The 17648-nt window shown below is 38.4% G+C and carries 22 protein-coding genes; 20 read left to right on the plus strand and 2 right to left on the minus strand.

The genetic code is table 11. From position 1 onward, the window contains the following. The first annotated feature begins 26 nt into the window (after positions 1 to 26). From KTH84_RS00110 to KTH84_RS00130, 5 genes are all read left to right on the plus strand, one after another. A complete protein-coding gene (locus KTH84_RS00110) occupies positions 27 to 344 on the plus strand; it encodes a hypothetical protein (RefSeq protein ID WP_262471547.1) in 318 nt (105 codons plus the stop codon). 175 nt (positions 345 to 519) lie between these two features. Then, a complete protein-coding gene (locus KTH84_RS00115; RefSeq protein ID WP_133974337.1) occupies positions 520 to 714 on the plus strand; it encodes a hypothetical protein in 195 nt (64 codons plus the stop codon). A gap of 252 nt (positions 715 to 966) precedes the next feature. Next, positions 967 to 1425 (plus strand): hypothetical protein, encoded by a 459-nt coding sequence (locus tag KTH84_RS00120; RefSeq protein ID WP_042897347.1) that lies wholly within the window; start codon positions 967 to 969, stop codon positions 1423 to 1425. A 307-nt stretch (positions 1426 to 1732) separates the two neighbouring features. After that, positions 1733 to 2077: a hypothetical protein gene (locus KTH84_RS00125; RefSeq protein WP_133974335.1), complete on the plus strand. Its 345-nt coding sequence runs from the start codon at positions 1733 to 1735 to the stop codon at positions 2075 to 2077. Positions 2078 to 2202: 125 nt separating this feature from the next. After that, on the plus strand, positions 2203 to 3147 hold the full coding sequence (locus tag KTH84_RS00130) for a DUF4424 domain-containing protein (protein ID WP_262471548.1): 945 nt from the start codon (positions 2203 to 2205) through the stop codon (positions 3145 to 3147). A 124-nt stretch (positions 3148 to 3271) separates the two neighbouring features. Here the strand turns inward: KTH84_RS00130 and KTH84_RS00135 are convergent, their stop codons facing one another. Beyond that, the gene (locus KTH84_RS00135) at positions 3272 to 3877 is read right to left on the minus strand and encodes a DoxX family protein (protein WP_262471549.1); all 606 of its coding nucleotides are present in this window, start codon (positions 3875 to 3877) and stop codon (positions 3272 to 3274) included. 163 nt (positions 3878 to 4040) lie between these two features. On the opposite strand from KTH84_RS00135, the gene KTH84_RS00140 reads away from it, so the two are divergent. The 15 genes from KTH84_RS00140 to KTH84_RS00210 all read left to right on the plus strand — a co-directional run bounded on the left by KTH84_RS00140 (position 4041) and on the right by KTH84_RS00210 (position 16994). Then, the gene (locus tag KTH84_RS00140) at positions 4041 to 4349 is read left to right on the plus strand and encodes a hypothetical protein (RefSeq protein WP_262471550.1); all 309 of its coding nucleotides are present in this window, start codon (positions 4041 to 4043) and stop codon (positions 4347 to 4349) included. Between the two features lie 69 nt (positions 4350 to 4418). Then, on the plus strand, positions 4419 to 5282 hold the full coding sequence (locus tag KTH84_RS00145; protein ID WP_133974328.1) for a DUF692 domain-containing protein: 864 nt from the start codon (positions 4419 to 4421) through the stop codon (positions 5280 to 5282). Next, positions 5233 to 5988: a DUF2063 domain-containing protein gene (locus KTH84_RS00150; RefSeq protein ID WP_202743971.1), complete on the plus strand. Its 756-nt coding sequence runs from the start codon at positions 5233 to 5235 to the stop codon at positions 5986 to 5988. Before KTH84_RS00145 ends, KTH84_RS00150 begins: the two co-directional genes overlap by 50 nt. A gap of 2 nt (positions 5989 to 5990) precedes the next feature. Then, on the plus strand, positions 5991 to 6611 hold the full coding sequence (locus KTH84_RS00155; RefSeq protein WP_133974324.1) for an RNA polymerase factor sigma-70: 621 nt from the start codon (positions 5991 to 5993) through the stop codon (positions 6609 to 6611). Continuing rightward, positions 6605 to 6784, plus strand: a complete 180-nt coding sequence (locus KTH84_RS00160; RefSeq protein ID WP_197730910.1) for a zf-HC2 domain-containing protein — start codon at positions 6605 to 6607, stop codon at positions 6782 to 6784. Before KTH84_RS00155 ends, KTH84_RS00160 begins: the two co-directional genes overlap by 7 nt. 91 nt (positions 6785 to 6875) lie before the next feature. Beyond that, positions 6876 to 7787 (plus strand): LysR family transcriptional regulator MumR, encoded by a 912-nt coding sequence (gene mumR, locus KTH84_RS00165; RefSeq protein WP_042897352.1) that lies wholly within the window; start codon positions 6876 to 6878, stop codon positions 7785 to 7787. Positions 7788 to 8126: 339 nt separating this feature from the next. Next, a complete protein-coding gene (locus KTH84_RS00170; RefSeq protein WP_262471551.1) occupies positions 8127 to 9380 on the plus strand; it encodes an NRAMP family divalent metal transporter in 1254 nt (417 codons plus the stop codon). A gap of 34 nt (positions 9381 to 9414) precedes the next feature. After that, positions 9415 to 10179, plus strand: a complete 765-nt coding sequence (locus KTH84_RS00175) for a LamB/YcsF family protein (RefSeq protein WP_262471552.1) — start codon at positions 9415 to 9417, stop codon at positions 10177 to 10179. 2 nt (positions 10180 to 10181) lie between these two features. Next, complete coding sequence (locus tag KTH84_RS00180; RefSeq protein ID WP_202743968.1) at positions 10182 to 10997, plus strand: putative hydro-lyase; 816 nt, start codon at positions 10182 to 10184, stop codon at positions 10995 to 10997. Positions 10998 to 11031: 34 nt separating this feature from the next. Continuing rightward, a complete protein-coding gene (locus KTH84_RS00185; RefSeq protein ID WP_262471553.1) occupies positions 11032 to 12615 on the plus strand; it encodes an urea amidolyase family protein in 1584 nt (527 codons plus the stop codon). Next, a complete protein-coding gene (locus tag KTH84_RS00190; protein ID WP_262471554.1) occupies positions 12615 to 14333 on the plus strand; it encodes an acetyl/propionyl/methylcrotonyl-CoA carboxylase subunit alpha in 1719 nt (572 codons plus the stop codon). Before KTH84_RS00185 ends, KTH84_RS00190 begins: the two co-directional genes overlap by 1 nt. Before the next feature lie 302 nt (positions 14334 to 14635). Beyond that, positions 14636 to 15856 carry a chloride channel protein gene (locus KTH84_RS00195; protein WP_262471555.1) on the plus strand — a complete coding sequence of 407 codons (1221 nt, stop codon included), beginning with the start codon at positions 14636 to 14638 and terminating at the stop codon, positions 15854 to 15856. A gap of 78 nt (positions 15857 to 15934) precedes the next feature. After that, positions 15935 to 16138, plus strand: a complete 204-nt coding sequence (locus KTH84_RS00200) for a hypothetical protein (protein WP_262471556.1) — start codon at positions 15935 to 15937, stop codon at positions 16136 to 16138. Positions 16139 to 16150: 12 nt separating this feature from the next. Beyond that, positions 16151 to 16507 (plus strand): hypothetical protein, encoded by a 357-nt coding sequence (locus KTH84_RS00205; RefSeq protein WP_262471557.1) that lies wholly within the window; start codon positions 16151 to 16153, stop codon positions 16505 to 16507. A 136-nt stretch (positions 16508 to 16643) separates the two neighbouring features. After that, positions 16644 to 16994, plus strand: coding sequence for a DUF6984 family protein (locus KTH84_RS00210; protein ID WP_262471558.1), 351 nt, complete (start codon positions 16644 to 16646; stop codon positions 16992 to 16994). Between the two features lie 61 nt (positions 16995 to 17055). Here KTH84_RS00210 and KTH84_RS00215 read toward each other — a convergent pair whose 3' ends face one another. Further along, positions 17056 to 17601: a hypothetical protein gene (locus KTH84_RS00215; RefSeq protein WP_262471559.1), complete on the minus strand. Its 546-nt coding sequence runs from the start codon at positions 17599 to 17601 to the stop codon at positions 17056 to 17058. Between the last annotated feature and the right edge of the window lie 47 nt (positions 17602 to 17648).

The raw sequence follows: 17648 nt of genomic DNA on the forward strand, positions 1-17648 counted from the left end.
TAGTTAGATTTTTAGGTATTTAAAAAATGAATAAAATGCACGTAACTTTAGCGGTAATTATTGGCTTAATTGTTGGTGGAGTAATAGGCTCTCTAGGTTACTCGAAAACTGCCGCGCGTTATGACGCCATGACCACAGCATGTGTAATGGTAAACCAAGCGGTTGAACATAACATCTTGAAGCCTGAACAAGTGAAAGAGCTAGGTGAGTTAACAGGCCAAAGCCTTAAAAAAGATTATGAATCGGTTGCATCTAAATTCAAATTCTCCGAAAAGCAATTAGGTAACGCATCTGAAGGTTCTAATTGTAGTCAGTTTATTGTTGGGGTAAATGCCGCACAATAACCATTCAGAAGCCCCCAGTAAGTGGGCTTTTTTTATAATGTTTAGTTAGGGCAGCTACAATATTAACTGAACATATCATTTATAGACTGCTATAATAATGATCAATTCAAAATCTGAAATATAAGCTTGCCTAAAGGCAGGCTTTTTGTATATGTAAACAAGTCTGCTAGGAAATATGAAACGTTATCTAAAACAAATTCAATCAACAACATCTAATTGGACAACAGAACAAGACTGTTTCTTGATAGAAAATAATTCTCTTCCAATTCACGAACTCATAGAACATTTGCCTTTTTCTGAGGAAGAAATAAGAGTACGGAGATCTGTTTTGGGTTTGATTCGACGGGATAAGCAGATGAAAGCATATTAATTTTACCAAGTGGTAAAAAATAATATGAAAGTAAATGTTTCTAATTATCTCTATTCAACCATTCATTTTGCGGATGAGTTATCAAAACCATAATTTTTTTAAGAGTTTTTTTGGTGCACATTACACAAACACTTAAATACTTACAGACAACACTAATAAGATTACCTTTACTTACGCTTCTTTAAGCATAATCAAAGTCATAAAAGATTTTTAGATCAGCACTTTATAACAATAGTACGGAGAGAGAGGTTAATGCCAAAGTATCTAGCTGTAGCCGAAAAGGTTTATAAAAATATTAAAAAAGATAGCTTATTCACTGATGACATTACTCAGAATCTTAACTGTTTAATTAGTCAGATTCGAAAAGCGATCAAGGGAACTGAGTTTAAGCTCAAGTTCAACTATATAGATTTTGAAGAGAACTTAACCAAACCTTTAAGTGAATGCAAAGTTCAAATTGACTTGAGTGTCATGCCGAAATTTACCAATGAGGGCGAATACCTTCTTTGGCTAGCGGGTTTTATAGAGCGCATCACAGAAGGTGGAAAACCTAAATTGCCTCCAATTTCACAATTTCTTCCACCAGGTTTTAAGATGTCGAAAGATGCATTTCCTGTATCTGTAGCTCCTCAAAAAGAAGAGCATGCGGACATGATTATCAATTATTTTAAATCTGAGGATTTTATTAAAACCAATAAAACTCCTTCATAAAAGAATATAGAAGTGACGGTCCACCACACTTCTATATACTGCTGGTTTAACTTCAGCGACCGCCTTCTGGGGCGGTTTTTTTTTCTCTAAAAATATTCAGATCTGCTTTTTTTAGCTGCCTAACTTTAAATCTAGAAAACATTAAATGTGTACAAATATTAAAGTAACTTTTATTCTCATATATAACAAAAGGTTAAGTATATCTATTGGTAAATAAAAAATACATTTTTCACATAAGGCACGTTTTAAGTAACGCAATTAAACATTTAGCTGTTCATAATCTTTAAAAAAAGAGAATGTGAATGATATGAATGAAAATGCCGAGCTAATAAAATACATAGACGTTGCTGAAAACGTATATGAACGTATCTATGAAAATAACCAAGTTTCAAATAACTTGATTGTTAACCTTAATCGAATTATGGCGGAAATCAAAAAGCAAGCTGAGGAAAAAGATCTAAAATTAAAGTATCACTCTATCGACTTTGAATATTGCCTGAGTTTGCCTTTGGCAGATAGAGATGTAAAAATTGATCTAAGTTTGATTCCTCATTTTGAACATCGGGATGAATGCATTTTATGGCTGACAAATTTTATTGGAAAAATTAGTGTGCAAAAAAAGATGATAAGGCAGAAACTAAATTTTCATTAAAATTAATTAGATTTTAATTGTATGAACGAGCCATCTTTAGACGGTTTTTTTGTGGTTCAAATATATAATATGATTTACCTTAGATTGACATTCCATAATTAGAAAATGACATAGAGCACTTTAAAATGAAAAAGCTTGTAATCACCTTTGCTGCATTGATTCAACTATCGACCTATAGCCTAGCCAATGACTCTACGGGCTATGTCGGTACGGGTGGGATTCAATATCTCCAAAATTCGCAGATTGCTATGCAAAGCGAAAATCTATTTATGAGTAAAAAACTAATTAAGGTCGATTACCTCTATAAAAACCTAAGCAATAAAGATGTTACTGAAACCATTTTATTTCCACTACCACGTATTGATAATTTGTTTGAATCTGATTTTGCCCATACAGAAGAACTTTTAAAAAGTTTTAAGATTGTAGTTGATGGTAAAAATATAAAACCAGACATGCATGTCAGAACATTTATTCAAAAAGATGAAAAATCGCCACTCATTGATGTAACAGACGAGTTTAAGCAGTGTGGTTTTAGTGAAAAAGAGATGTTAAACCCATGGCTGCGTAATAACTATGATTATGGATATTATGTAGATAAGCTAAAGCAATGTAAGACTTCGAATATACAGAAAATTTTAGTCAATTTTAAAAAAGATGATGTGATTCCTTGGTCATCTCAAGTGATTTATAGTTGGAAGCAGACCTTTAAGGCCAATAGTTTGACTAAAATTCACCATGAATATAAACCATTGGTGGGTGGTTCTGTTGCTCTCTATCCAGATGAATATAATCAGCAATTTTGTATGGATAAGCAATTTAAGCAGGGCTTAAAAAAAGCCAGTGCAGAAAATTCGCCGTTTAGTGCTTTGGGTTATATTTTGACAACTGGTGCAAATTGGGCAAAGCCTATTGAAAACTTTAAGCTAACCATTGAACGTGATAAAGATGAGCTGGTTTCATTTTGTTGGGAGGGGCAAGTTAAAAAAATAAGTCCGACTCAGTTTCAAATGACCAAAACCAAGTTTGTACCTAAAAAAGACCTAGATATTATTTTTGTGAGAGTTAGATAATTTCATACAAGCTTCGAATTCTCCCCAATTGCCTCACTATTGATTGTGTGTCATGAGCTAAACATGGCACACAATAAGAAAAAGATACTCAATGTTGCCGCCATGAGGGTTCTTAACGTAATGATTAATTAGACAGTTTCTTTTTAATCCAATAATCTAAACTAAAATAACGGCCGCCTCCAAGAACAAGCAGTGCGAGAAGCATGACTAAATACGTAGTGGCAAACTCAATTCCATTATTTAATATTACAAACGAACCATTGGAAGTGAGCCAGTCATAATTGCCGTAGGTTTGTAATATTTGGCGAGCCTTCTCTAACTTTTCAGCTGAAGCCAACACCTGCATGTTTGCAAAGGGTGCATTTGGATCAGCAATCGCTTGCCATCCATTTGGTAGATGTACCGTAAATATAGCAACCAACATCGTAATAATGAGGGGAATACTAATTAAGCGAGTAAAGAGGCCAAATGTTAATAGTATTGCGCCCGCGAGTTCAGTTGTTGTTGCAAGCAGGGCCATTAGATATGGAAAGGGAAGTCCTAAACCTCCATCTGAGTTGCCAAACCATTCTACAATATCATTGAAGTGCATTAATTTATTTGTGCCTGCCATCCAAAATATAGGCACTAGATACAATCGAAGAGCCAGAGCTGCGATGCCATCTGCATGTTGTAGAGTTTTACCCAGTTTTTGATAATATTGAGATAAACCATAAGTAAAATTCTTCATGATAATTTCACATCCGATGCGATTGAATATTAATTAGTCGGATAAAGACTGTATTTCTTACATAAAATTTTTTTTATTTACGGTGTAATAAAAAAGGATTTGGTCCGTCTAACTATATGTACAAATGTACAAACCGAGAATTTATCTTTAAAGGAATACTAAAATGAATAAACTCAACTCAATGACTTCAGTGGCGGCATTATTAGCACTAACAGTTGCTGGCGCTACACAAGTGGCGGTAGCAGCAACCCATACAACAACCGAAGCATATGCAACCAAAGCAGCAGATGGAAAATGCGGTGAAGCAAAATGCGGTGCTAGCAAAATGAAAAACCACGAAAAGTCTGCCGAAGCAAAATGTGGTGCAGATAAAAAAGCAGCTGATGGAAAATGTGGAGCAACCAAAAAAGCAGCGGACGGCAAGTGCGGTGCAGATAAAAAAGTCGCTGACGGTAAGTGCGGCGCTAAGTAAACAATCTGATCATGGATGATGTCGGCCTTCTGGTAAGTGTCGGCATCGTTTCCAAAAGGAGAAATCACCATGATGGATTTGTCAGGCGTAGGGCTTGGTTTAAGGCGTGATTTTATAGATTCGTTTTTAGATGCAAAAACATGTCCGGACTTTATCGAAGTTGCTCCTGAAAACTGGCTAGGTTTTGGTGGACGACATGCAAAATTACTCGCACAGTGTGCTGAAAAAGCGCCATTAATTTGTCACGGCTTGTCATTGTCTATTGGCGGTCCTCATCCACTGAATCTTGAATTTATCGGCAAAATAAAAAGCTTTTTAGAACAATATGATGTCTCTATTTATTCTGAACATTTAAGTTATACAAATGATGGCGGCTATTTATATGATTTGTTGCCAATCCCCATGACCGAAGCGGCTGTTAAATATGTGGCTGAACGTATTTTACGTGTGCAAGATATTTTAGGAAGAAGATTAGTCATAGAGAATGTTTCTACTTATTTAATGCCCCATGCTGAAATGAGTGAAGCGGAATTTATCCGTGAAGTTCTTCAATGTGCAGACTGTGATTTGCTTCTGGATGTAAATAATGTCTATGTCAACAGTATTAATCATGGCAGTGATGCATTTGGATTTATTCGGGAGATGCCAAAAGAGAGAATCCGTTATTTACATATTGCTGGGCATGAACAAGTTCAGAAAAATTTATTAATTGATACGCATGGCGCAGAAGTTTGTGATCGCGTATGGGAACTATTGAGATATACCTATCAAGTATGTGGTGTGAAAGCAACTTTACTTGAGCGCGACTTTAATATTCCATCATGGCGAGAGCTAGAAGAGGAACTAGCCAGAATTAAAATAATTCAACAACAGGAGAGTGGCTATGAAGGAAAATCAAATATCCTTCCAAACCATGCAACAACAGTTTTGTGACTGGATTAGAGATCCTGATTTGGAATTACCTCAAGCTCTTCCTGCCGAGCGAATGCAAATTTATCGGGACTTGCTTTTTAATAATGTCAGCTCATTTATTGAGTTAGTTTATCCCGTAGCTCGTGCGATGTTGCCAGAATTAAAGTGGCAACAATTACTCTCGGAATTTTTTCAAAAAGCCCAGTGTCGCTCACCTTTGTATAATGATATTTCTCTGGAGTTTAGAGAGTATTTGACAGATCAGCAGCACCCAATATTGCAAGAATATCCTTGGTTGGCTGAGTTGTTGCAGTTTGAATGGCTTGAGTTGTATTTAGATACTGTTGAAATTGAAAAAGTAGTCTTGCAGGAAAACTGCGATTGGCAGTTAACCACCAAGATATGGGTATTGGTTTATCAATATCCCGTTTATACGTGGACAACTTTAATGACTCCAGAACATGCTGAGCCTATACTGGGAGCGATTATGGTCTGGCGAGATGAACAAGACAATGTATGTATTGAACAGCTTTCGCCTTTGTTTGCTATTGTGATTGAACAGTTGACTCAAAATGTAAAGCTAACTGATCAAGATATTCATACATTCATTCAATCTGTACTCACTGACTTGTCTGAATATCACATTTATCTGCAAATTCAAGAATTAAAAGCACTGTTAATTCGACTGCGATTAATTCACGTTCCCCATGATTTTAAAGAGGTATAAGGATGACTTCAGCCGTAGCATCAGATCATGAAGAAATAGGGGATCAGCTGCATAATCCAGCCTTTTTACAAGACTTAAGACAGCAAATGATAAAATTTGCTTTTTTACAGCTTTCCTCGCTTCCTCAGGCTGAAGATGTGGTGCAAGAGGCATTAACAAGTGCTTTCCAACATTTAGATTCATTTAAAGGACGTGCTGCGTTTAAAACATGGGTGTTTGCCATTTTAAAAAATAAAATTATTGATGTGATTCGGCAAAAGTCACGTTTGGTCGCAATGAGTGAATTATTTAAGGATGAGGAAAGTGAACTGAGTATTGATGCACTGTTTGATGCTTCTGGACATTGGCATAAATATGAAGCACCTCAAGCATGGCAAAACCCTGAAGAAATGATGGAGCAGACAGATTTCTGGATAATTTTTGAAGCTTGTTTAAATCATTTACCTGCCAAATATGCTCAAGTTTTTATGTTGAGAGAAGTGATAGAGCTGAGCTCCAACGAAATTTGTAGCAAGTTGGAATTGTCTATCTCAAACTTTAATGTGTTGATGTATCGAAGTCGTACCCGACTAAGGGAATGTTTAGAAAATAAATGGTTATTGAAGGAGGATTGTTCATGCTGACATGTCGACAAGCCACTCAACTGTTGTCTGAAAAGCAAGATAAACCATTGTTATTACGTGAGCAAAGTGGTTTACAGCTGCATTTATTGACCTGCCGGTCATGCCGCCGTTATTCAAAACAGATCAAAACAATTAGTCAGCTTTCTAAAGCATTTAAAAGTTTTGATGGCTAACTTTAGTTAAAAATTTATTTATTGCTAGCCTAATCACGCTAAGAACTCCCATACTATAAAAGTAAAGGAGTTTTTTAAGACAGGATGAAACGTGAATTTAAAGAATCTTGAAGCATTTTATTGGGTTGTGACTTTAAATAGCTTTAATAAGGCTGCAATTAAATTGCAAACAACCCAGCCTGCGGTATCTCAAAAAATCACATCTCTTGAAAATGAATTAGGTTTTAAAGTTTTAGACCGAAGTTTGCGAAAATTTAAACTGACCCATAAAGGCATTACATTATTTAAATATGCTGAAAAGTTTATGCGTTTGGAGACTGACCTTGTCGCAGAGCTTACAGAAAACCAGCACCTGACCGGAACAATACGTTTAGGTGTTTCCGAAACAATTGTTTATACGTGGTTGGTTGAATACATCGAAAAAGTTCAACAAGAGTTCCCAAAAGTTTCGGTGGAAATTGTGGTTGATCTAACACCCAATTTACAAGAAGGTGTTCGGACAGGGGACTTGGACATGGCCTTTTTGCTTGGACCAACTTTGGCTTTTGAATGTATTGAACAGGCATTGTGTGATTTTGAACTGAGTTTCTTAGCTTCACCGTCATTTAAAGGCTGCGTAGCTCAAATGTCTTTTAAAGCTCTCATGTCTCATACCATTTTAACTTACCCCAAAATTACCTATCCATATAAAGAATTGAAAGCCAGAATGAAAGAACTAGGCGTTGATGAACCACTTTCAATTACCAGTTATTCATTAGCAACTTTATTGCGTTTAGCCGAACAGGGCCTAGGCATTGCAGTCGTACCAACCTTAACGGCGTTGAAAGAAATTATTGATGGTCGACTAGAAATATTAAATACGCCCATTCAATTAAAGACATTTCATTTTACCTCTATCTATATTCACGGGAATGACGTTGCCTTGAAAGAGAAATTGACAGAGGTTGCCGTTAAAGTATCGGCAAGTGCCATGAAAAGTCTCAATGAAAAAATTAAAAACTAGGCTGTTTTCGAGTATCGCTTTTCCCTATTTTCTTGTTATAAAAAAGCTGCTTGCCTGTAAAGCCATAAAAGCAGCTTATGAAGTTCGATAAGTAAAATTTATCCTTGTTTATAAATATTTTAAAAATAAATAAAAATTAATAACTTATGATTTTTTATTTATATGAAAAGTCTTATTGTCCGTAGGGATTAGCTATGTTTTTATTCTAGATACAAGATTTGATCACCGATTGTGTTAATTGGGGAACAGGGAATCTTTGTCATTTAAAAGGATTAAAGAATATTGTTTGGGAAAAATAATGTTCTTGGTTCAACTTGCAAATAGCGTTGTTAAGCTCAAATGGATGAGGAACGCATTAATATGTCTTTACTGAAATCTTCTTTTTTATCAGATCGCCAATGGGCCATTGTTGCCTCAATCTTTATGATGGCGACCTCTGCAATGGGGCCCGGATTTTTAACCCAAACTGCTGTATTTACAGTGAAGTTAGGCGCGGCATTTGGCTTTGCCATTTTAGTTTCCATTCTGATTGATTATGTGGTTCAACAAAATATTTGGCGAGTGGTGACACTTACCCAAATGCGAGCATCGGATATTGCCAATAAAGCAATTCCCGGCAGTGGTTACTTACTGGCTTTTCTGGTCATTCTAGGTGGCTTTTTCTTTAGTATTGGTAACATTGCAGGTGCTGCATTAGGTCTCAATGCGCTTTTTGGCCTAGACACAAAATGGGGCGGTATTTTAAGTGGTGCCTTAGCCATTTTGATTTTTGCTTCAAGAAAAGCAACGCTTGCCATGGATAAAAGCATGATCGTGTTGGGATTGCTTAAAATTATCCTGATTATTATTGTTGCCGTGATTGTGATGCCTCCTGTGGGTCAAGCTGTACATCAAACTTTTGTTCCAGATCAGATCGACTTTGCCATTATTACCACTATTGTGGGTGGTACAGTCGGTGGTTATATCTGCTATGCGGGTGCACATCGGTTACTCGATAAAGGTGCGGTTGGCCCTGAAAATATTGATGAAGTCGCTAAAGCTGCAACCAAGGGCATTATTGTTGTCGGCATCATGCGTTACGTGCTGTTTCTAGCATTTTTAGGTGTGGTGGTGAGCGGCGCAAATATTGATTTAACCAGCCATGATGCCAATCCGGCAGCTCAAGCATTCCAATATGCAGCGGGTACATTTGGTTTTAAATTATTTGGTTTAATTTTCTGGGCAGCCGGCATTAGCAGCACCATTGGCGCAGCATATACTTCAGTGTCGTTCTTTAACGTGTTTAAAAAGAACTTAACACCAAAACAAAACAACTATACGACCATTACTTTTATCGCATTGGCTTTATTGCTCTATGTGTTATTGGGCGCAACTCCAGCAGGTCTACTCATTTTTGTGGGTGGTTTTAACGGTTTAGTGTTGCCAATTGGTCTTACAATTTTTGTGTATGTTGCTGCGTGCCGTAAAGATTTAATGGGTAATTATAACTATCCAAAATGGTTACTTATTTTGGGTGGATTAACATGTCTGTTGACGTGGTGGATGGGCTATATGTCGTTTACGACAGTGTTTAACTATTTGACGAAGCTTTAAGCCAGACTTTGTTAAGTGATAAAGGAATGATGCCATGTTTGTAGATTTAAATAGTGATCTGGGTGAGAGCTTTGGCTCATGGAAAATGGGCAATGATGACCAGATTTTACCTGTCGTGACCAGTGCCAATATTGCATGTGGATTTCATGCAGGTGACCCGCTCGGCATTTTAAAAACAGTTCGTAAAGCAGTTGAGCTTGGTGTAACGGTCGGTGCTCATGTTTCTTATCCAGACCTTGTCGGCTTTGGCCGCCGTAATATGGATTTGTCACGTGATGAACTGATTGCCGATGTGCTTTATCAAATTTCTGCACTCGATGGTTTGGCCAAAGTAGCAGGCTCAAAAGTGCAATACGTTAAACCACACGGTGCGCTCTACAACACCATTGCACATGACCAAGTTCAGGCAGCAGCAGTAATTGACGCGATTAAAATGTATAACCCTGAACTGGTTTTAGTGGCTTTGGCTGGATCAAACTTGGTGGAACAGGCGCGTGCGGCTAGTTTAAAAGTCGTGTCTGAAGCATTTGCTGACCGTGCTTATAACAGCGATGGTTCACTGGTTTCTCGCCGTTTAGAAGGTGCGGTTTTACATGACTCGGCATTTGTTGCCAGTCGGGTGGTGTCTATGCTTAAAAATGGTGGGGTTGAGTCAATTGATGGTGTATTTACCCCAATTCAGGCCGACACGATTTGCTTACATGGCGACACCGACGGTGCGCTAGAAATGTCGGCAGCCATTAAAGCCGAGCTTGTAAAAAACAATATTGAAATCCGCCCGTTTGTAAACAAAGCATAAGGATGAGCACAATGTATAAGGATATTAAAGTCGACCCAGCTCAGCTTGAAGCCGCTTTAGATGCGCGTTTAAAAATTCGTGCAGGTTTCGATAAACCAACAGCAGGCATGGCGGCGGGCATGACTCAAGTAAACATGATTTCGGTGCCAAAAGAGTGGGCTTACGATTTTCTTCTTTACGCACATCGTAACCCACAAAGTTGTCCAGTGCTGGATGTGCTCGAAGAAGGCATCTATGCAACCAAGCTTGCCGCAGACTCAGACATTCGAACGGATTTCCCACGTTATCGCATTTGGAAAGATGGCGAAATGGTCGATGAAGTGACCGATGCAAGCGAGATTTATAACGCTCATCCTGATTTGGTGACTTTTTTAATTGGTTGTAGTTTTTCGTTTGAAACAGCTTTGCAAGAAGCGGGTATTGAAGTTCGCCATATTCATGACGACACCAACGTGCCGATGTATTTGAGCAATATTCAGTGCCAAACAGCAGGCCGTATTTCAGGAAACATGGTGGTTTCAATGCGACCAATTCCATCTCATCAAATTAGTGAAGCGGTAAAAATTACAGCGCGTATGCCAAGTGTGCATGGCGCACCTGTACATATCGGGCACCCTGAAAGCTTAGGAATTTTGGATGTAAATAAGCCCGATTTTGGTGATGCTTCTCGCATAGAAGCAGGTGAAATTCCAGTGTTTTGGGCTTGTGGCGTAACACCACAAGCAGCGGTCATGAACTCGAAAATTCCTTTTGCGATTAGTCATGCACCGGGCTACATGTTTATTACCGACATTCCTGACCGTGCTTGGATTGGCTAATTTAGTCTAAAGAAGAATTAAAAAGGATAAGCAAATGCGTTTTTTATCGGTAAACGCCGATTGTTTTCTAATCGAGCTTGCAAGCCTCGAAGAAACATTGGCGTTGTACAATAAATTGCAAAATACGCAATTGAATGGAATTAAAGACTTAGTCCCCGCTGCAAAAACAATTTTGGTTTTTTTTAACGAGATCGAAACCAATTTTAAAACGCTGGTTGCTTCAATTCAGAGCCTCAAAATTGATTCAGCGTTTGAGCGTAGCGGCCAGGAAGTAATTGTACCGATCCGTTACGATGGTGAAGACCTTGCTCAAGTTGCAGAGTTACAAGGTTTGTCTGTGGCAGATGTGATTAGAAAACATCACCAAAGCGTTTGGAATGTCGCTTTTATTGGTTTTGCGCCGGGCTTTGCTTATATGAGCAGTCCCGATCGGCCTTTTACCGATATTCCGCGCTTAACAGTTCCGCGTAAGAAAATACCGTCAGGTTCTTTGGGTTTGGCTGGAAAATACTCTGGTATTTACCCAAAAGACAGTCCGGGTGGCTGGCAGCTTATTGGTACAACATCGGAAAAAATGTGGGATTTAGAGCGTACAAATCCAGCACTACTTTTACCGGGCATGACCGTACATTTTGAAGATGTTTCGCATAGTCCAATAACCGTAAATGTACAGCAGCAAATTACTCGTACGGTTGAGCCGAAACAATCTACGCCACTGTTTACGATCACTGCGCCGAGTCTACAGATGCTCATTCAAGATGAAGGACGCGTAAACCAGACCAATATTGGCGTTGGGGTTGCAGGTGCAATGGATCTGTCGGCCATGCATAGTGCTAACCGAATTGTGGGTAATCCAACCGACACACCCGTAATTGAAGTTTTAAACGGTGGCTTAAAAGCCAAAATGCAGCATGCAGCCGTGATTGCGGTTGCAGGTGCCATTTCAAACATTCGCGTGAAATTTTCCGATGGTCAAACAGCCGTCTTTGCAAGTTATCAGCCGATTGATTTGGATGAGGGCGATGAATTTCAAATTCAGCCACCAACAGCAGGTTTAAGAAACTATCTGGCTATTCGTGGTGGCATAGATGTTGAACCTGTACTCAATAGCGCCTCATTTGACAGCTTGGCGGTGTTAGGGCCAGAGCCTTTAAAGCTTGGAGATACGATTTATCAAGGACAGGTGAAGGCAGCCAACATTAGCGTAAATGAAGTGGGCAAAAGCGATTTACCAAAAGCTGGCGAAGTGGTTGAGCTAGATATTGTGATGGGGCCACGCACAGACTGGTTCGAACAAGACAGTATTGAACTACTGTGTCAGCAAGAATGGCTTGTAACGAACGAGAGCAACCGAGTCGGGCTAAGACTTTCAGGTGTAGAACCTTTAACTCGCAAAATTACCCATGAACTGGAAAGTGAAGGCACATGCATTGGTGCTTTGCAGATTCCACCGAGTGGTCAGCCGGTTTTGTTTATGAATGATCACCCTTTAACGGGCGGCTATCCAGTCATTGGCGCTGTTGCTAAACACCATTGGGATTTGGTGGCGCAGATACCAGCAGGTTGCCACATCAAATTTAAAAAAATTGCCGAATTTACAGATTTTGAGAATGAATGATGAATACAGAAAAATTATTGATTGCTAACCGTGGTGAAATTGCCGTTCGTATTATCCATGCTTGCCGTGACATGGGAATTGCATCGGTCGCGTTATATGCAGATGATGACATTGGCAGCATGCATGTCGAACTTGCAGACGAAGCATGGGGCTTGGCTGGTGCTACCGCCAGTGAAACCTATTTAAATATTCCAGCCATTATCGAAGTTGCAAAAAAATCGAAAGCGACGATGGTGCATCCGGGTTATGGCTTTTTGTCTGAACGTGCCGAATTTGCCCAAGCCGTGATTGATGCAGGTTTAAAATGGGTAGGGCCATCACCAAGTGCAATTGAAAAACTGGGCGATAAAATTGAAGCACGTAAAATTGCCGCTTCAGTGGGCGCACCGTTAGTTCAAGGTACGCAAGACCCACTCAACAATGGCGATGAAGCTTTAGAGTTTGCTAAACAATTTGGTTTGCCCATTGCCATTAAAGCCGCATTTGGTGGCGGTGGTCGTGGCTTAAAAGTTGCGTGGAAACTTGAAGAGGTGAAAGAGCTTTATGAGTCGGCAGTCCGAGAGGCAAAAGCTGCCTTTGGTCGTGGTGAATGTTTTGTCGAGCAATATTTAGATAAACCGCGCCATGTAGAAGCTCAAGTGATTGCCGACCAACATGGTAATATTGTCGTGCTTGGTACACGTGATTGCTCGTTGCAACGCCGTAACCAAAAGTTAGTCGAAGAAGCACCAGCACCATTTATTAGCGAAGAGATTTACCAACAAATATTAACTTCGGCAAAAGACATTTGTCAGGCTGCAAATTACGTGGGTGCGGGTACAGTTGAATACTTACTTAGCCGTGATGGAACACTTTCATTTTTAGAAGTAAACACCCGTTTGCAAGTTGAGCACCCAGTTACCGAAGAAACGGCAAAAGTCGATTTGGTGGTTGAGCAAATTCGTGTCGCGCAGGGCCAAGCGCTTTCTATTAAAGAAACACCAAAAGCCCAAGGCCATGCCATTGAGTTTCGAATTAATGCCGAAGACCCAGCACGCGGTTTTATTCCGGCGTTTGGTGTGTTGAGCTTGTTTGATGCACCGTTTGGAAACGGTGTACGAGTCGATACAGGCGTTCGCACTGGTTCATTAGTATCGAGTCATTTTGATTCGCTCATGGCAAAACTGATTGTTACCGGTCCAACCCGTGAAGTTGCAATTGCCCGTGCTAAACGCGCTTTAAAGCAATTTAAAATTGAAGGCGTGGCATCAGTATTAGACTTTCACCGTGCGGTATTAAACGAACCTGACTTTACAGATGAGTTTAATGTACATACGCGTTGGATTGAAAATGACTTTAAACAAGAGTTAAAGCCAACCAAACGTGGTATTCCAAACCACCAACAACCGATGTTACTTAGTTACATTGAAATTGATGGCAAGTTACACCGCTTAGGTTTACCAGCGGGCATGTTTGCACAAGGCCCTGCAACAACAGCTCAAGCACAAACTAATGAGCCAGAAGTGAGTGCCGAGCATTTACTTGCCCCAATTAATGGTGTGATTAGCGCTTGGAAAGTCGAAAATGGTAAACAAGTGACAGAAGGCCAAGTGGTTGCGATTATGGAAGCCATGAAAATGGAAGTTCAGGTGCTTGCACATCGCAGCGGCGTTATTCAGATTAGCGCAGAGAAGGGCGCGACCTGTCATGCAGAAACCGTCATTGGAAGCATTAATTAAGTTTAAATAAATGATTTCACCTGACTAGATTTTAATTTAGTCAGGTCAGTCGGAATATATTTTTATCTATCAAGTAAATTAGCTATTTTCACAGTACTCGTTAACCATTTTCAACTTGAAAGCTTGTGCTGGTTATGAGATATTTATCACAGTTTAGTGATGTCAAAATTAATCACTGTATAAAAGCTCGCTTATGCGGGCTTTAATTTTTAGCCCAGTTTAAGCATTTCTCACTTAATGAGCTGGCAGAATAAAAAAATTGAGAATTTATCATCCACTCAAAGGCGAATTGAAGAACGCGAATGAAAATTCTACCTTCATCTGAATATGATCAAATTCTAAAATACAGTGTCTATTGGCTCGTCATATCGATTGTGATTGGAGTCGTCGCTGGGCTAGCATCGACTTTAATTTTTGTGGCTTTTGATATTTCTAATAAAGTAAGAAGCCTGCATCACTGGCTCATTTATTTCTTACCCTTTATAGGGTTTGGGATTGGTTATCTCATTAAAAAATATGGATCACCCATTGAACGGGGAACCCATTTACTGATTGATGAAATTCATCAACCTAAATCGTTCATTCCGAAACGAATGAGCCCCATCATTTTTATCACTTCAATTTTAACGCAGTTATTTGGTGGTTCGGCAGGGCGTGAGGCGCCAGCCGTTCAACTTTCAGGTGCCTTAATTGACCACTTGAGCCATATATTAAAAGTCTCGGAAGATAACCGAAAAATTTGTTTAATCGCCAGTATTGGTGCGGGCTTTGCAGGGGTGTTTGGCTTGCCTCTGGCGGGTGCAATCTATGGTTTAGAAATTACCGCTTTAGGTAATTTAAGATATTCAGCTATTTTCCCATGTTTTGTATCGGCCTTAATTGCTTCGACCATCCCTGAGCTATTCGATATTGTTCATCCGCATATTTTTTATGTGATTAGTGAGTTTCCTGCCATTCATTTTGGTACGCTCATGAACTTAATTGTGGCAGGTCTGATCTTTGGTCTGGTTGCACGTTTCTTTATTGCTGCAATTCATTTTGCCAGTGATATCTTTTATAAATACATTCGTTATTTGCCCTTAAGAACGATGGTGGGTGGTATTGTCATTATGCTACTTACTTTGTTCACCGCGCATCAGCAATACAATGGTTTGGGTACAGATAAAATCATTTCATCTTTTTATGTGCCCATTGAGTTTTACGACTTTTTTAACAAGACTGTTTTTACCGCTATTACTTTAGGCTCAGGTTTTAAAGGTGGTGAAATTACCCCACTGTTTTATGTGGGGGCGACATTAGGTAATGCTTTAGGGGTAGTTTTAAACTTGCCAATTTCATTGCTTGCAGGCTTAGGTTTGGTGAGTCTTTTTTCGGGGGCAAGTAAGGCGCCGTTAACTTCTATTATTTTAGCCATTGAGCTATTTGGAATGAATGTTGCCACGTATGCCATCATTACTTGTTTATTAGCCGCACTATTTTCTGGGGATTGTGGGTTATATCGCCGTAAGAAGTTGATGGATTAATAAAGTCTTTCTAAGGAGTTGAGTGGTTTTAGATTGCTTAACTCCTATTAAATATTCTATCTGTATCTAGCGATTGAAATGAAAAAAATATTAAAAATACTTAAATGGCTTATTGTCCTATTTCTAATGTTTGTTATCTTGTTAGGTATGATCGAATTGATTGCAAATAAATTCTTTGACAATGCAGCTACGAAAGATGCATGTGCTGACTCTGGAGGAGCATGGGACCATCAAAAAGATACCTGCCAATTTGGTCCTAATGACCCTAGAAGTAAAAAATAATTGGGAATATAAATGGAAAAACAATTTGCCGATGAGAAAATGCAGAAATACTTGCGATTAATGCGTTTACGTAGAAATTTTGTATTCTCAGTATTAATAATTCCATCAGTTGTTATTGTTGTATTGATGCTAGCAAGAGTAGATGAAAAGTATTTATCTATTTATTTACCGATAGTAATGATTCCTATCATATTATTTTCTATGTTTAGGTTGCTAGCTAACGATATATGCCCTTGGTGTAAATGTGGTTTTTTTATAGATGATTTAGGTTCTTATGGTAATGGGTTAATTTTAATCTTTAGAAAACAATGTTCTCATTGCGGGCGACCGCACAAATTATCAAAGAGTAAGGATGTACATGACTCTTAAAACTATAAAATCACTATAAATTGTGGATTGTATCGTCGTAAAAAAAAAGCTAATTATAGTTATCTTGATGAGTTGAATTTATATAATATTCATTGGCATCTAGCTGAGAAATTGTAGATTAAGAGTTAATTCTAATATGAGAAAATTAACAGAACAAGAAATTTATATTATTAACAAATTAATAGGTCAATCTAATTTACCTGTTAGTCTGCTAAAGCCCTTAACTGATCTTTATTGTGAAGCGATAGATGAAGGGGGCATGGGCTCAATAAAAATATTATATGAGGATTCAAAAAGGGAGGTATTACTGAAAGCAGGTGATATACAGATCAACTATCAAGATATTGATAATATCCCTGTTAATATTACTTTTCTGATTGATGAAAATTTTAATTTTAGAGAGTTAGATGTTTTTAAAGCTGACTTTTCACCACTTTGTCAGCCATGGAATATAAATAATATTTTATCTACATTGGTTGTTAAATAATTTTTAGTATGAATATTTTCCGTGGGAATAGATTTTACAACATCTACTCCCGCTTTAGTTTTTAATTATGTCCCATTTTATTGATTACTCGAATCGGTACAGTCACATTTGATTGGGTATTTGGACGAGCTTCTAAAAATTGTGTAATTGGACGCATTTTGTCGGGATTGGCATATTCACCAACTTCAATTGTAGGTATTAATTCTCCAATGGCTTTTTTTGCATCTAGATCGTAGATCCACATATAACAATTGTATTGTTTATTGACATTCATAGCGAAACCAACTTGATAATGCTTACCAGCTTCAAGTTTTACTCGTGCTAAGTTTGTATATTTAAAACCGCCTTGTTGACACCATAGCTGTAGATCATGCTCACCAGCTTCTACTGCTAGCTGAGAATTCATTTGTCCTCGGCCATTTTCGACTTTCTTAAAATCAACTGCAAATACATATGCAATTTTATCAGCTTTAATTGATTGGCTAATTTCAGTGCTACCGATAATTGTCGCTGTATTTGTTGAAGTAGCAGGAGAGGAGTAATAAGTGATTGGTTCTACAGGTCCAGCATTTCTAGTTGTTATACATCCAGATAATAGTGATCCCAAAAAAGTTAGGCTAGTCAATAAAATAGTTTTTTTCACAATAATATCTC

Origin of the sequence: Acinetobacter sp. WU_MDCI_Abxb74 (assembly GCF_025513915.1) — a bacterium.
Taxonomy (GTDB): domain Bacteria; phylum Pseudomonadota; class Gammaproteobacteria; order Pseudomonadales; family Moraxellaceae; genus Acinetobacter; species Acinetobacter calcoaceticus_C.

Coding starts and splice junctions, on each gene's coding strand:
- KTH84_RS00160 (WP_197730910.1), top strand. CDS start 6,605: ATGCTGACATGTCGACAAGCCACTCAACTGTTGTCTGAAAAGCAAGAT.
- KTH84_RS00210 (WP_262471558.1), top strand. CDS start 16,644: ATGAGAAAATTAACAGAACAAGAAATTTATATTATTAACAAATTAATA.
- KTH84_RS00145 (WP_133974328.1), top strand. CDS start 4,419: ATGATGGATTTGTCAGGCGTAGGGCTTGGTTTAAGGCGTGATTTTATA.
- KTH84_RS00140 (WP_262471550.1), top strand. CDS start 4,041: ATGAATAAACTCAACTCAATGACTTCAGTGGCGGCATTATTAGCACTA.
- KTH84_RS00190 (WP_262471554.1), top strand. CDS start 12,615: ATGAATACAGAAAAATTATTGATTGCTAACCGTGGTGAAATTGCCGTT.
- KTH84_RS00155 (WP_133974324.1), top strand. CDS start 5,991: ATGACTTCAGCCGTAGCATCAGATCATGAAGAAATAGGGGATCAGCTG.
- KTH84_RS00180 (WP_202743968.1), top strand. CDS start 10,182: ATGAGCACAATGTATAAGGATATTAAAGTCGACCCAGCTCAGCTTGAA.
- KTH84_RS00120 (WP_042897347.1), top strand. CDS start 967: ATGCCAAAGTATCTAGCTGTAGCCGAAAAGGTTTATAAAAATATTAAA.
- KTH84_RS00170 (WP_262471551.1), top strand. CDS start 8,127: ATGGATGAGGAACGCATTAATATGTCTTTACTGAAATCTTCTTTTTTA.
- KTH84_RS00150 (WP_202743971.1), top strand. CDS start 5,233: ATGAAGGAAAATCAAATATCCTTCCAAACCATGCAACAACAGTTTTGT.
- KTH84_RS00175 (WP_262471552.1), top strand. CDS start 9,415: ATGTTTGTAGATTTAAATAGTGATCTGGGTGAGAGCTTTGGCTCATGG.
- KTH84_RS00135 (WP_262471549.1), bottom strand. CDS start 3,877: ATGAAGAATTTTACTTATGGTTTATCTCAATATTATCAAAAACTGGGT.
- KTH84_RS00110 (WP_262471547.1), top strand. CDS start 27: ATGAATAAAATGCACGTAACTTTAGCGGTAATTATTGGCTTAATTGTT.
- KTH84_RS00115 (WP_133974337.1), top strand. CDS start 520: ATGAAACGTTATCTAAAACAAATTCAATCAACAACATCTAATTGGACA.
- KTH84_RS00130 (WP_262471548.1), top strand. CDS start 2,203: ATGAAAAAGCTTGTAATCACCTTTGCTGCATTGATTCAACTATCGACC.
- KTH84_RS00125 (WP_133974335.1), top strand. CDS start 1,733: ATGAATGAAAATGCCGAGCTAATAAAATACATAGACGTTGCTGAAAAC.
- KTH84_RS00185 (WP_262471553.1), top strand. CDS start 11,032: ATGCGTTTTTTATCGGTAAACGCCGATTGTTTTCTAATCGAGCTTGCA.
- KTH84_RS00195 (WP_262471555.1), top strand. CDS start 14,636: ATGAAAATTCTACCTTCATCTGAATATGATCAAATTCTAAAATACAGT.
- KTH84_RS00200 (WP_262471556.1), top strand. CDS start 15,935: ATGAAAAAAATATTAAAAATACTTAAATGGCTTATTGTCCTATTTCTA.
- KTH84_RS00205 (WP_262471557.1), top strand. CDS start 16,151: ATGGAAAAACAATTTGCCGATGAGAAAATGCAGAAATACTTGCGATTA.